The organism is Streptosporangium roseum DSM 43021, from assembly GCF_000024865.1.
GTDB classification, from domain to species: Bacteria; Actinomycetota; Actinomycetes; order Streptosporangiales; family Streptosporangiaceae; genus Streptosporangium; species Streptosporangium roseum.
In genome coordinates this window covers 8,714,860-8,728,370 of sequence record NC_013595.1, presented here as the reverse complement: position 1 = coordinate 8,728,370, position 13,511 = coordinate 8,714,860, and the positions used below count along the sequence as shown (strand labels likewise).

The window sequence follows — 13,511 nt, the reverse complement described above, 5'->3', positions numbered from 1 at the left end:
CATGATCGCCATATTCCGGGGGCAGAAGGGGCGAAAGGAGGTGGGTCAGTTGGAAACGGATGAACTTGAGGCGCTGTCGGCCCAGGAACTACATGATCGGGCGGTCCGCTACGCCGTCCACCACGGGGACTTCGCCTTCCTGTGGGAGCTGCTGAAGGTGATTCCCGCGGCGGAGGCCTCCACCGGGAACAAGGACGAGACGGCGAACGACCTCAGCCGGGTCTCCGCCCTGCTCAGCGACGCCATGGTGTCCGGCGAGGGGCAGCTCGGCGAGGCGTTGCGCCCGTTCTACATCGACTACCTCTCCAAACACCCCGAAGCCTAGGCGGCTGCCCCCTCCGGCCTGTTCGGTAGGGTGATCGGCAGGGTTACGGGAGGAGCCGTCATGGCACAGGTGAGAGTCGAGCGGACCGACGACGGGTACGTGGCCCGCAACGATCGCGGGGCCGAGGTCGCCATGGGCAGCGGCGACGAGCAGGGGGTGTTCACCCCCGTCGAGCTGCTGCTCGCGGCGCTCGGCGGCTGCAACATCGTCACCGTGGAGCCGCTCACCGCCCAGCGCGGCCACAGGCTGGTCCGCCTGGCGATGACCGTCCAGGCGGAGAAGGTCGAGCCGACGCTGCTCGGGCCCATCACCATCACCTACGACGTGGAGCTGCCGGAGGGCGACGAGAAGGCCGCCGAGGTCTTCCGTGCGGTGGCCCACCGTGTGGAGGAGAAATACTGCACGGTGAGCAGGGCGCTGCGGGAGAAGACCGAGATCCTGCTCGAACTGCCCGAGCGACCCGACGCGTCCGAGTGACCCGACGCGTCCGGCGGGTGGTCTCCCGGACAGGCTGACGCGGTCCACTCTGTTCGATCGGCCCGGTGTGTCCGGCGGATGTCATCCGGACGGTCTGACGGGGGTCGCTCCGCGAGAGTGGCCCTTCCTGTCCGGCCTCCGGTGGCCTGGCGCCGTTGGTCCGGCTATACCGGGTCAACCCCGGGTGTAGGCGCAAAATCAACCCGTGGATGACGTGCTCGTTACATTTGGTTCTGTAATGTTGAAGCAGGTCAAGGGGTTCTGCGAAGCCCGGGGGGAGCATTGCAGAGACTTTTCACCGGATACAGGACGCGAGGGGGATCGCGTCCCTGAGCGGAGCCGCCGGAGTCTTGGGGGAGACGAAGGAGAGGCCCGCGAGGAGGCCGGGGCCGGACAGTTGGGGGACTGTCCGGCCCCGAGTCTGTCCAGGGATTGGCGCCGACGGTCGAAGGACCGTCTGGCCCCTCGCCGGATCGGGCCGGGCGGCCGGGGGACCGTCCGGCTCGATTCCGTCCGGCCCGAATCCGTCCGCGACGTCGTCCCGTGGTCGCCTGATGTGCGTCTCCGTCGGGTCTGCTGCTAGAGTTACCTCCGTTGCAAGCGCCGCTAGCTCAGTTGGTTAGAGCAGCTGACTCTTAATCAGCGGGTCCGGGGTTCGAGTCCCTGGCGGCGCACAGCACGGAGAAGCCCGGTTCGGTGGCCACCGAACCGGGCTTCTCCGTTTTCAGGCATCTCCGGGCCCCGATCTCCGGCCCCGCCGTTCCGGCCCCGCCGTTCCGGCCTGGCCTCCCGCCGCCATGCCCGGCCCTCGCGCCCGCACTCCGCGCCCGACCGCCGTGCCCCACCACTGCCCGCGCCGTCACGGTGACACCTGTTTGCCGGGCTTTTGCCTGTCTGCGGCACCGGGCGCACCGTACACACAGGGGCGGACTTATGGGGTGTGTGCGTCGTTTGTCCGTTACTGTGCCGGGGCAGAGGCCTGTCATGGGGATCGGGGGCGGTGCCGGCGCCTGCGTGGTGACGGCGCTCGTCTTGCCGGCCGGACCGGCGAGCGCGGCGGATCTGGTCGCGGCGCGCCTGCAGATGGCCATCTCGCTGGGCTGGCACATCGTGCTGGCCTGCCTGGGGGTCGGCATGCCCGCACTGCTGCTGTTCGCCGAGTGGCGGGCGATCCGCACCGGTGACGGCGACTCCATGCGGCTGGCCCGGCGGTGGGCCAAGGCGATGGGGGTGCTGTTCGCCGTCGGCGCGGTCTCGGGGACGATCCTCAGCTTCGAGATGGGCCTGCTGTGGCCGGGGCTCATGGGGACCTACGGCGAGGTGATCGGCCTGCCCTTCGCGCTGGAGGGGATCGCCTTCTTCGTCGAGGCCATCTTCATCGGCGTCTACCTGTACGGCTGGGACCGGCTGCCGCCCAGGATCCACCTGCTGAGCGGGGTGCCCGTGCTGATCGCGGGGGTGGCCTCGGCGTTCTTCGTGGTGACCGCCAACGCGTGGATGAACCAGCCGGTCGGGTTCGTGGTGGAGGACGGCCGGGTGCGGGACGTGGCCCCGTGGAGGGCGATGTTCAACCCGGCCACGCCGCCCCAGACGCTGCACATGATCGTGGCGGCGTTCATGGTCGCCGGGTTCGCCACCGCGGGGGTGTACGCGGTGGCGATGCTGCGCGGGCGGCGCGACCGCTACCACCGCCTGGGCTTCATGATCCCTTTCACGATGGCGGCCGTGTTCGCCCCGATCCAGATCCTGCTGGGCGACTACGCGGCCAAGTTCCTGGCCGAGTACCAGCCGGCCAAGCTCGCCGCGGCGGAGGGGCTCTTCCTGACCCAAGCGGGCGCGCCGCTCAGCGTGGGCGGCTTCGCGGTCGACGGCGAGCTGCGCTACGCGATCGAGATCCCCAACGGCCTGTCCCTGCTGGTCGGCTACAGCCCGCACACCGTCGTCCAGGGGCTCGACCAGGTGCCGGTGGCCGACCGCCCGCCGGTCACCCCCGTCCATCTGGCCTTCGACACGATGGTGGGGATCGGTTTCTTCCTGCTCCTGCTGTCGGCCTGGTACGCCCTGGCGTGGGGGCGGCGGCGTGACCTGCCCCGCTCCCGCTGGTTCCTGAGGCTCGCGGCCGTCTCCGGGGTGGCGGCCGTCGTCGCGGTGGAGGCCGGCTGGGTCGTGACGGAGGTCGGCCGGCAGCCGTGGGTGGTCTACGGCAGGCTGCGCACCTCCGACGCCGTCAACCCGGTGCCCGGCCTGTGGGTCGGGTTCGTCGTCGTCTCGCTGGTCTACGTCGTGCTCACCGTCGCCACCGTCTACGTCCTGCGGCGCATGGCGCGCGCCCCCCAGGAGCTGACGCACGCCCCCCAGGAACCGGAGTGATCCGATGGACGCGGCGCAGATCCTGCTGGTCGTGATGTGGGTGGGCGTGACGCTCTACGCGTTGCTGGCCGGAGCCGACTTCGGCGGCGGCGTCTGGGACCTGGTGGCGGGGCGCAGCCGTGCCGGCATGCCGCAGCGGCGCCTCATCGAGCACTCCATCGGCCCGGTGTGGGAGGCCAACCACGTCTGGCTGATCTTCGTGATCGTCGTGCTGTGGACCGGTTTCCCGCCGGTGTTCGCCGCGGTGATGTCCACGCTCTACATCCCGCTGACGCTGGCGGCGCTCGGCATCATCGCCCGGGGGGCCGCCTTCGTCTTCCGCAAGGCCAGTACGGAGCTGTGGCAGCAGCGCCTGTTCGGCGCCGCCTTCGCGACCTCCTCCGTGCTGACGCCCTTCTTCCTGGGCGCGGTCGCCGGAGGGATCGCCTCGGGGCGCGTCCCTCCCGGCCTGGCGGCCGGGGATCTCGTGACGAGCTGGCTGAACCCGACCTCGCTGCTCGGCGGGGTCCTCGCGGTCGGCGTCTGCGCCTATCTCGCCGCGGTGTACCTGTGCGACGACGCGGGGCGGGCGGGCCTGCCCGGCCTGGCCGAGGGGTTCCGGCGCCGGGCGCTGTCCACGGGCCTCGGTGTGGGGGCCGTCGTGCTGGGCGGCATCGCCGTGGTGCGCTGGGACGCCCCCCGGCTGTTCGACGGCCTCACCCACCGGGCGCTGCCCCTCGTCGTCGCCGCGGCCGTGCTGGGCCTGCTCTCGCTGGTCCTGCTGTGGCGGCGGAGCTACCTGTCCGTCCGGGTCACCGCCGCGCTGGCCGTCACGTCGGTGATCTGGGGGTGGCCGCTCGCGCAGTATCCGATCATGCTCCCTCCCGATCTCACCGTAGACGTGGCCGCGGCGGATCCGGCGGTGCTCGGCGCCACGCTCGTCGTGCTCGCGGTGGGCGCGCTGCTGGTGGTGCCGTCCATGACCTGGCTGTTCCTGCTGCAGCGGCGCGCGCCGTACGACCCGGGCGCGCACGGCTGACGATCGTACGGCAGGGCGCGCGGCTGACGGCCGTACGGCGGGGCGCGCGGCTGACGGCCGTACGGCGGGGCGCGCGGCTGACGGCCATGGACCCGTACGGCTGACGGCCCGATGAGGGCGCGCCGCTGATGGCTGCGGCGCGCGGCCGACCGGTCGTACGGCGCGGCCGACCGGCAGTACGGCGCGGGCGCGCCCGGCCCTCTCCGGCGCGGACCTTTCCCGCTGGTCGTCCGCTGTCCCCACCGCCCTTTCCGCGATTCTTTTATGATCATGAAGGGAGCGCTCCCTCGCAAAGGGTGATTCCAATCGGGTCCCTTGTCAATGGCTTTCCCGGTGGCGGAACGATCCAGGTGAACAGCCGTCTCGCCCGGGTCGGGAAAAAGCTTCAGGGTATAAGCCCTCGTGTCTCCAGCTCAGCACCCATTGGCCCGTTGTGATTGCCTTCAGGGTGGTGCCCCTGGAGATGGCCGGGCGATTTCCCGGTGGTGTGCGAGCCGTTTCCGGCGGGTTAACCGGACCCTTGACACATCTTGTCCGGTAGGGGCAATCTCTCGATGAGAGAGCGCTCCCCGACTTTTTGCCGCCAAGGCACCCCCCTCGCGAGGAGACGCGATGCACTCTTCCCGGAGCCCCGGCCGCCACCGCCACCGCCACCGCCTGATCCCGCTCGTCGCCGCGGTGGCCCTTCTGATCATGTCCCCGTCCGTCATCCCCGCCGCCCCGGCCGCCGCCGCCCCGCCCGTCGATCCCGCCGGATTCCAGCAGGTCACGCTGGCCAAGGGCGTCGCCGAGGTGGGGGAGCCCATGTCCCTGGCGGTGCTGCCGGACCGCTCGGTCCTGCACACCGCCCGCGACGGCACGGTCCGGATCACCGACGCCGCGGGGGCCACCAAGGTGTCGGGCAAGATCCCTGTCTACTTCAACGACGAGGAGGGCATGCAGGGCATCGGCGTCGACCCCGGCTTCGCCGCCAACCGGTTCGTCTACCTCTACTACGCGCCGCCGCTGTCCACCCCGCCGAACGGGGCGCCGCTCGAAGGCACCGCGGCCGACTTCGCCCGCTTCGACGGCGTCAACCGGCTGTCGCGCTTCAGGCTGAACACCGACGGGACGCTCGACACCGCGAGCGAGAAGACCGTCCTGGACGTGAAGACCAGCCGGGGCGCCTGCTGCCACGTCGGCGGCGACATCGACTTCGACGCCGCGGGCAACCTCTACCTGACCACCGGCGACGACTCCGAGCCCGGTTTCAACGACGGCTACGCGCCCCTCGACGACCGGCCCAACCGCAACCCCTTCCTCGACGCGCAGCGGGGCGCCGCCAACACCAACGACCTGCGCGGCAAGGTGCTCCGCATCAAGGTCGGCGCCGACGGGTCGTACACGATCCCGGCCGGGAACATGTTCCCTCAGGGAACGCCGGGCACCCGCCCGGAGATCTACGCGATGGGCTTCCGCAACCCGTTCCGGATGAGCGTCGACAAGGCCACCGGTGTGGTCTACCTCGGCGACTACGGTCCCGACGCGGGCGCCGCCGGTCCCCGGGGGCCGGGCGGCCAGGTCGAGTTCAACCGGATCACCGGGCCCGGCTTCTACGGCTGGCCGTACTGCACCGGCGGCAACACCCCGGCCGAGACCTACGCCCGCTACGACTACGCCACCGCGACCGTCGGGGCGAAGTACGACTGCGCGGGCGGGCCGGAGAACACCTCGCGCAACAACACCGGCCAGACCAGGCTGCCCGCGGCCAAGCCCGCCTGGATCGCCTACGACGGCTGCTCGCTGCCGGAGTTCGGCTGCGGCGCGGAGTCGCCGATGGGCGGCGTCGTCTACCGCTACTCCGCCGCGCTGAACTCGCCGGTCAAGTTCCCGCAGTCGCTCGACGGGCACTTCCTCGCCGGCGAGCTCCAGCGCAAGTGGATCAAGGACATCGAGGTCACCGCGGGCGGCGGCCGCGGCACCATCCAGCCGTTCCCGTGGTCGGGCACGCTGGTGATGGACATGGCCTTCGGCCCGGACGGCGCCCTCTACGTGCTCGACTACGGCACCGGCTGGTTCAACGGCAACCAGGACTCCGCCCTCTACCGCATCGAGCACATCGGGACCGGCGGGCGGGCGCCCATCGCCAAGGCGGCGGCGGACCGCGTCTCCGGGAAGGCGCCGCTGACCGTGGCGTTCTCCTCGGCGGGCAGCTCCGACCCGGACGGCGGTGCCCTCACCTACTCCTGGACGTTCGGTGACGGCGGCACCTCCACCGCCGCCAACCCCACCCACACCTACACCGCCGACGGCAGGCGCACGGCCACGCTGACCGTCAGGGACGGCACCGGTCTGACCGCGACGGCCGACGTGGTGATCAACGTCGGCAACACCGCGCCGACCGTGACCGTCCAGCTCCCGGCCGACGGCCAGGTGTTCTCCTTCGGGGACGCCGTGCCGTACCGGATCACCGCCACCGACCCGGAGGACGCCGCGATCGACTGCGCGCGGGTGAAGATGACCTACATCCTCGGTCACGACACCCACGGCCACCCGCTCGCCTCGGCCACCGGCTGCTCCGGCACGATCCAGACGCCCGCGAACGGCGAGCACGACGGAGCCGCCAACCTCTTCGGCGTCTGGGACGCCGAGTACACCGACGGCGGCGGCCTGACCACCCACGCCCAGCACGTCACCCAGCCGAAGAACCGGCAGGCCGAGCACTACACGGCCTCCCAGGGCGTCGCCCTGTTCGACAAGGCGGCCGCGCACGGCGCGAAGACCGTCGGCAACATCGACAACGGCGACTGGATCGCCTTCGAGCCCTACGTCCTCAACGGCGTCTCCAAGCTCACCGCCCGTGTCTCCTCGGGCGGGATCGGCGGGACCATCCAGGTCAGGGCCGGATCGCCGACCGGGACGTTGCTGGGCACCGCGACCGTGCAGCCGACGGGCGGCTGGGAGACCTTCACCGACGTCACCGCCACGCTGTCGGGCGCGCCGCCCGGAACGACGGCGCTCCACCTGGTCTTCGCCGGCGGGACGGGCGCGCTGTTCGACGTGGACGACTTCACCCTGACCGTCGGGTCGGGCCCGCCGCCCACGCCCGTGCTGCTGTCGTCGGGCCGTCCTGTCACCGCCTCCTCGACGGAGGGAGCGGGGTTCGCGGCGGGCAACGTGGTGGACGGCAACGCCGGGACGCGGTGGTCGTCGGCGTTCTCCGATCCGCAGTGGGTCTCGGTGGATCTGGGTTCGGTCAGGCAGGTCAGCCGGGTGAGGCTGCAGTGGGAGGCGGCCTACGGGAAGGCTTACCGGGTCGAGACGTCGGTCGACGGCGTGAGCTGGTCGCAGGTCCATTCCACCGTCGCGGGTGACGGTGGTGCGGACGACATCGCCTTCCCGGCGGTGGGTGCCCGTCATGTGCGGGTGTACGGCACGCAGCGCGCCACGGTCTGGGGCTACTCCCTGTGGGAACTGGAGGTCTACGGTGCGTAATCTCATCGCGGCGGTCGCCGCCGTGCTCGTCGTCACAATCGGATTCGGGGCGCCGGTCGCGATGGCCGCCGACCCGCCCTACAAGGTGCTGGTCTTCTCCAAGACCGCCGGATTCCGGCACGACTCCATCCCCGCCGGCGTCGCGGCGCTGCGCGAGCTGGCCGTCCAGGGGGGCTTCACCGTCGACGCCACCGAGGACGCCGCCGCCTTCACCCCGGCCAACCTGGCCGGATACAGGGCGGTGGTCTTCCTGATGACCACCGGCGACGTGCTGAACGCCACCCAGCAGACGGCGTTCGAGTCCTACATCGCGGCCGGCGGCGGATACGTGGGCGTCCACGCGGCGGCCGACACCGAGTACGACTGGGCCTTCTACGGAGGCCTCGTCGGCGCCTACTTCGCCTCCCACCCCGCCATCCAGCGGGCGACGGTGCGGGTGGAGGACCAGGCGCACCCCTCCACGGCCCACCTGCCGGCGGCCTGGGTGCGCACCGACGAGCTGTACAACTATCGCACCAACCCCCGCTCCACCGCCCACGTGCTGGCCACGCTGGACGAGTCGACCTACTCCGGCGGGTCGATGGGGGCCGACCACCCGATCGCCTGGTGCAAGCCGTACCAGGGCGGCCGGGCCTGGTACACCGGCCTCGGCCACACCACCGAGTCCTACGCGGAGCCGAACTTCCGGGCGCACCTGCTCGGCGGGGTCCGCTACGCGGCGGGGGCCGTCCCGGCCGGCTGCGGGACCACCCCCACCCCCACCCCCACGGTGACGCCGGGAGTCACGCTGCTGTCGTCGGGCCGTCCGGTCACGGTCTCCTCGACGGAGAACGGGGCGTTCGGGGGAGGCAACGTGGTGGACGGCAACGCCGGGACGCGGTGGTCGTCGGCGTTCTCCGATCCGCAGTGGGTCTCGGTGGATCTGGGTTCGGTCAGGCAGGTCAGCCGGGTGAGGCTGCAGTGGGAGGCGGCCTACGGGAAGGCTTACCGGGTCGAGACGTCGGTCGACGGCGTGAGCTGGTCGCAGGTCCATTCCACCGTCGCGGGTGACGGTGGTGCGGACGACATCGCCTTCCCGGCGGTGGGTGCCCGTCATGTGCGGGTGTACGGCACGCAGCGCGCCACGGTCTGGGGCTACTCCCTGTGGGAGCTGGAGGTCTATGGCAGGTAGGTCCCGCAGGCGGGAGTCCCGGGCCGCGCCGCCGGTCCGGGACTCCCGCGTCGCTCGGCCGCCGCCGGGGACTCCGGCCGGTTGACCTCAATCATGGTTGAGGTTGCAGAGTGGGTCCGGCAGGCATGAGCGAAGGAGTTTCCGATGAGAGCTGCTGCTTTTTCCGAGTTCGGCGGGCCCGAGGTGCTGCGGGCCATGGAGATCGAGACCCCCGAGGCGGGGGAGGGGCAGGTGCGGGTGCGGGTCCGGGCGGCGGGTGTGCAACCGTTCGACCTGGCCGTGCGCGAGGGATGGACGCCGGCCGGGGTGAGCGGGGATCTGCCCCGGATTCCCGGTAACGAGTTCGCCGGGGTCGTCGACCAGGTGGGCGAGGGAGTGCGCGGGATCTCCGCGGGAGACGAGGTGCTGGGCTTCAACCTGCTGAACTCCTACGCCGAATACGTCGTGGTCCCGGCCGAGAACGTCACGGCCAAGCCCGCGAACATGCCCTGGGAGGTGGCGGGCGGTTTCACCGCCGGAACCCAGACCGCCTACATCGCCCTGCGGCAGCTCGGGGTGGGGGAGGGCGACACGGTCCTGGTCCACGCCGCCGCAGGCTCGGTCGGCACCGCCGCGGTGCAGCTCGCCCGGATCTGGGGGGCCACGGTCATCGGCACCGCGCGCGAGGAGAACCACGACTACCTGCGCTCGCTCGGCGCGACCCCCGTCGCGTACGGCGAGGGCCTGCTGGAGCGGGTGCGCGCCCTGGCCCCCGGCGGGGTGGACATGGTCCTGGACGGCGCGGGAGGCGAGGCGCTCGACGTCTCGCTGCAGCTGGTCAAGGGCGACCGCATCGTCACGCTGGTCGAGCACGGCAGGGCGGAGGAGCTGGGCGTCCAGCTGACCAAGGGGGTGCGGCTGGCCTCCCGTCTCGCCGAGCTCGCCGAGCTCTACTCCGACGGCAGGCTCACCTTCCCCGTCCGCCGGACCTATCCGCTGGACCGGGCCGCCGACGCCCACCGAGAGGTCGAGACCCGCCACGGCCGCGGCAAGGTCGTTCTCACCGTCGGCTGAAAGCCCGCGTCGGAGGAAGGGCCGGTCGTGAGCGGTGGATTTTAGATCATCTTGACGCTCGATCAGGAGATTCGATCAGGAGAACAGTGTCGACACGCACACAACAAGTGACGTTTCCCCTGTAAAGTCCGATTTGAGGACCGTATGGCGGGGGGAGCCATCGTGAGAAGACTCATGTATGCGGCGGCGCTGTTCATCGTCGTCACTTCTGGAATCGTCGCCACGGGGACGTCGGCACAGGCGCTGGACGATGACACGCCGGTGGGCCGGGACCAGTACCAGGTTCTGATGAACCAGTGCCAGTATGCCGACACGGAGCAGTTGCGCAGCCAGTGCCGTTCGGCGGTCGAGAACGACTACCGGATCGGGGCGGAGAACTCCAGCCTGGACTGCCGGACATATTCCGGGGTCACGGTCTGCGGAAATCTGACGCTCAGCAAGCGGGAGGCCGCGTGCGTCCAGCACTCGGTGGAGGCGGGGCTGACGGAGCGTCGATCCGAAGTCGAGTGTTACGCCTTCCACTGACCTCGGACGGGAGATCGGGCCTCACCGCGGGGAGCGGGACCGGAGGGGAACCAGTGCCGGGCCGGTGCCGCCGTGCGCCGCTCCAGCCAGCGCCCGGCGCCCGGCCGCCTGCCGTCTGTCGCCGACCGCCTGCCGTCTGCCGTCTGCCGTCTGTCGCCTGCCGTCTGTCGCCTGCCGTACGGCCTCGCCGCCGCGGTCCCGCCGGCGACGGTAACGGCCGGCGGCGGGGGGAGCGGGCTCCGGGACGCCGTGGGGTCATGACCGCGGACTCGGGAATCCTTCTTCGGATGCGCCGGAACCTATGGCATCGGAGGCCGAATTTTTAGTAAGGTTTCTTGTTAATAACGTGCTATCCGTCGGCCGTTGGACATGTCCCACCTCCATCCCCCCTGTAGGAGGAGTCCACGTGCACCTGCGACACAAGGCGGCCACCGCGGCCGCCGCACTCACCGTTGGATCTCTGCTCGCCCTGTTGCCGTCCGCTCCGGCGGTCGCCCACGGATCCATGTCGAACCCGCCCAGCCGCGCCTACGTCTGCAAGACGGAGGGTCCGGAAACCCCCAAGTCGGAGGCGTGCAAGGCGGCCGTCGCGGCCGGTGGCACCCAGGCGTTCTACGACTGGCACGAGGTCTCCCGCCTTGAGGCCGGCGGCAACCACCGCGCGATCATCCCGGACGGCAAGCTGTGCAGCGCCGGGCGGGAGAAGTATCGCGGGCTCGACCTCGCCCGGACCGACTGGCCCGCCACCCGGGTCTCCCCGGGGCCGCTGACGATCACCTACCACGCGACCGCGCCCCACTCGAACAGCAACTTCGAGTTCTACATCACCAAGCAGAGCTGGAACCCGACCCAGCCGCTGCGATGGTCGGACCTGGAGCCCATCAAGACGTTCAACAACCAGAACCCCAGCACGTTCACCAACTGGACGATCAACCTCCCGCAGCGCAGCGGCCGCCAGCTCGTCTACTCGATCTGGCAGCGCGTGGTGGGCAGCACCGAGGCCTTCTACACCTGCTCCGACGTGGACTTCGGCGGCGGCACCACCCCGACGCCCACGCCCACGCCCACGCCGACTGTGACTCCGACCCCGACGCCCACGCCGACCCCCAGCACCCAGCCGGGCGGCACCTGGAGCGCGGGCGCCGCCTACACGGCGGGCACGCGGGTGACCTACGGTGGCCTGACCTACCAGTGCCTGCAGCCGCACACCGCGCTGCCGGGCTGGGAGCCGCCGAACGTCCCCTCCCTGTGGCAGCGCGTCTGATCCAGCGGAGCCGGGGCGGTCGCGGCCGCCCCGGCCCCACCCCCGAGAGGAGTCCATGGTGAAGCGCGCGGGCCCGATCGTCCTGGCCGCCTTCCTTCTCACCGGCTGCGGCGCCCACAGCATCCAGGAGCTCAAGGGCGGCGGCAGCGGCCACGCGGCGCACGGTGCCGCGCCCACCCCGGGCGGGACGGCCGTCCCCGGCAGGGACTACAACCCGGCCGACGTGATGTTCCTCCAGATGCTGATGGCCCACAACGGCCAGGGCGTGCAGCTGGCACGGCTGGCGCCGGACCGGGCCACCCGCGAGGAGGTCAGGACGCTGGCGGCGGCGATCGCCACGACCCAGGAGACGGAGGCCGCGTCGATGTCCGAACGGCTGATCGGCTGGCGCCAGCCCGCCACGGCCAGTGCCGACGCGCACGCCGCCCACGGAGGCATGCCGGGGGTGGGCAAGGAGGAGATCGCCGCGGTCGCCGAGGCCGCTCCGGCCGACTTCGAGAAGAAGTTCCTCAACATGATGATCGCCCAGCAGGACGACGCCGTCCAGCTGGCCAGGATGGAGGTGGCCACCGGCCTGAACGCCGAGGTCAAGGCGATGGCGGAGCGGGTCGAGGCCTCGCGTTCCGCACAGATCGAGCAGATGCTGGCGCTGCTGGACCGGTGACCGGGTCTCGAAATCGTTGATCGATTTGTTCGCACGCTCTCCCGTATGCAATATTTCCTACCTAATGTAAGGGAAATAGGGGAGAGTAATGCGCAAGTTGTTCGGGGTCGTGGCCGGCTTGATCCTGGCCGGGAGCCTCGCCGCGTGCGGTGGGGCCTCGACCGACACGGCCGAGCCCGCCGCCGCACCCAAGGCCGACGCCCCGCTCAAGGTCGGGGTGAACCCCGTGCCCCACGGCGAGGTGCTCAAATACGTCAAGGACAACCTCGCCGCCAAGGCCGGGCTGAACCTGGAGATCGTCGAGTTCACCGACTACGTCCAGCCCAACACCCAGCTCGACGAGGGCAACCTGGATGCGAACTACTTCCAGCACATCCCGTACCTGGAGGAGTTCTCCAAGGGCAAGGACATCAAGCTGAGCTGGGTCGCCCCGGTTCACATCGAGCCGCTCGGCCTCTACTCCAAGAAGATCAAGAACGTCACCGAGCTCGCGCAGGGCGCCTCGGTGGCCCTGCCGAACGACACGAGCAACCTGGGCCGCTCGCTCAAGCTCCTCGCCGACAACGGCGTGATCACCCTCAAGGAGGGCGTCGGCGTCAAGGCCACCGAGCGCGACGTGGCCGACAACCCCAAGGGCCTGCAGTTCAAGCCCCTGGAGGCCGCCCAGCTTCCCCGCTCCCTGGAGGACGTGGACGCCGCGATCATCAACGGCAACTACGCCCTGGAGGCCGACCTTCAGCCCGCGACCGACTCGCTGATCCTGGAGAAGGGCGAGGGCAACCCCTACGCCAACGGCCTGGTGACCGTGCCGGCCAAGGTGGACGATCCCCGCGTCAAGAAGCTCGCCGAGGTCCTTCAGGGCCCCGAGGTCAAGAAGTTCATCGAGGACAAGTACAAGGGTGCGGTGCTGCCCGCCCAGCAGTGACCCCGGGCCGCCGGCGGGAGGTGCCCCTCCCGCCGGCTCTCGCCGTCCGCGCGTCCGTCCCGCTGATGCGGTGAGACGCCGGGCCGCGTGCCCCGGTGCCGGTTCCCCCGCTCCCGGAGCGCCTTCATGCCGTACGGCATGGCCGCCCCCACCACCGGTTTTCCCGCTCCCGCCAGGCCCGCGACGACGACCGGGCGCTCATCATCGGCCGCGGCCTCCGCGGCGCGACGTTTGAGATCCGTGTG

General features: G+C 70.9%; 11 protein-coding genes and 1 tRNA gene. All 12 read left to right on the top strand.

The genetic code is table 11. The features are described from left to right. Positions 1-40 precede the first annotated feature (40 nt). Positions 41-325, top strand: a complete 285-nt coding sequence (locus SROS_RS38155; protein ID WP_345681486.1) for a hypothetical protein — start codon at positions 41-43, stop codon at positions 323-325. A 60-nt stretch (positions 326-385) separates the two neighbouring features. Next, the gene (locus SROS_RS38150) at positions 386-802 is read left to right on the top strand and encodes an OsmC family protein (protein ID WP_012894301.1); all 417 of its coding nucleotides are present in this window, start codon (positions 386-388) and stop codon (positions 800-802) included. Positions 803-1,402: 600 nt separating this feature from the next. After that, a tRNA-Lys gene (locus SROS_RS38145) sits at positions 1,403-1,476 on the top strand. A gap of 310 nt (positions 1,477-1,786) precedes the next feature. Continuing rightward, a complete protein-coding gene (locus tag SROS_RS38140; protein ID WP_012894300.1) occupies positions 1,787-3,172 on the top strand; it encodes a cytochrome ubiquinol oxidase subunit I in 1,386 nt (461 codons plus the stop codon). A 4-nt stretch (positions 3,173-3,176) separates the two neighbouring features. Beyond that, the gene (locus tag SROS_RS38135; RefSeq protein WP_012894299.1) at positions 3,177-4,190 is read left to right on the top strand and encodes a cytochrome d ubiquinol oxidase subunit II; all 1,014 of its coding nucleotides are present in this window, start codon (positions 3,177-3,179) and stop codon (positions 4,188-4,190) included. A 612-nt stretch (positions 4,191-4,802) separates the two neighbouring features. Then, entirely contained in the window at positions 4,803-7,664 is a 2,862-nt protein-coding gene (locus SROS_RS38130; protein ID WP_012894298.1) for a PQQ-dependent sugar dehydrogenase, read from the top strand. Beyond that, the gene (locus tag SROS_RS53515) at positions 7,657-8,835 is read left to right on the top strand and encodes a ThuA domain-containing protein (RefSeq protein WP_012894297.1); all 1,179 of its coding nucleotides are present in this window, start codon (positions 7,657-7,659) and stop codon (positions 8,833-8,835) included. Before SROS_RS38130 ends, SROS_RS53515 begins: the two co-directional genes overlap by 8 nt. A 144-nt stretch (positions 8,836-8,979) precedes the next feature. Beyond that, positions 8,980-9,888: an NADP-dependent oxidoreductase gene (locus SROS_RS38120; protein WP_012894296.1), complete on the top strand. Its 909-nt coding sequence runs from the start codon at positions 8,980-8,982 to the stop codon at positions 9,886-9,888. Between the two features lie 162 nt (positions 9,889-10,050). Further along, positions 10,051-10,413, top strand: a complete 363-nt coding sequence (locus tag SROS_RS38115; RefSeq protein WP_245564431.1) for a hypothetical protein — start codon at positions 10,051-10,053, stop codon at positions 10,411-10,413. A 406-nt stretch (positions 10,414-10,819) separates the two neighbouring features. Then, entirely contained in the window at positions 10,820-11,677 is an 858-nt protein-coding gene (locus SROS_RS38110) for a lytic polysaccharide monooxygenase (protein WP_012894294.1), read from the top strand. A gap of 55 nt (positions 11,678-11,732) precedes the next feature. Further along, the gene (locus SROS_RS38105) at positions 11,733-12,341 is read left to right on the top strand and encodes a DUF305 domain-containing protein (protein WP_012894293.1); all 609 of its coding nucleotides are present in this window, start codon (positions 11,733-11,735) and stop codon (positions 12,339-12,341) included. An 88-nt stretch (positions 12,342-12,429) separates the two neighbouring features. Beyond that, positions 12,430-13,266: a MetQ/NlpA family ABC transporter substrate-binding protein gene (locus SROS_RS38100; protein WP_012894292.1), complete on the top strand. Its 837-nt coding sequence runs from the start codon at positions 12,430-12,432 to the stop codon at positions 13,264-13,266. Positions 13,267-13,511 lie beyond the last annotated feature (245 nt).

Bases quoted from the DNA above. Each gene is read 5' to 3' on its own strand.
- SROS_RS38150 (WP_012894301.1), top strand. From the start codon at position 386: ATGGCACAGGTGAGAGTCGAGCGGACCGACGACGGGTACGTGGCCCGC.
- SROS_RS38140 (WP_012894300.1), top strand. From the start codon at position 1,787: ATGGGGATCGGGGGCGGTGCCGGCGCCTGCGTGGTGACGGCGCTCGTC.
- SROS_RS38135 (WP_012894299.1), top strand. From the start codon at position 3,177: ATGGACGCGGCGCAGATCCTGCTGGTCGTGATGTGGGTGGGCGTGACG.
- SROS_RS38130 (WP_012894298.1), top strand. From the start codon at position 4,803: ATGCACTCTTCCCGGAGCCCCGGCCGCCACCGCCACCGCCACCGCCTG.
- SROS_RS38120 (WP_012894296.1), top strand. From the start codon at position 8,980: ATGAGAGCTGCTGCTTTTTCCGAGTTCGGCGGGCCCGAGGTGCTGCGG.
- SROS_RS38105 (WP_012894293.1), top strand. From the start codon at position 11,733: ATGGTGAAGCGCGCGGGCCCGATCGTCCTGGCCGCCTTCCTTCTCACC.
- SROS_RS38100 (WP_012894292.1), top strand. From the start codon at position 12,430: ATGCGCAAGTTGTTCGGGGTCGTGGCCGGCTTGATCCTGGCCGGGAGC.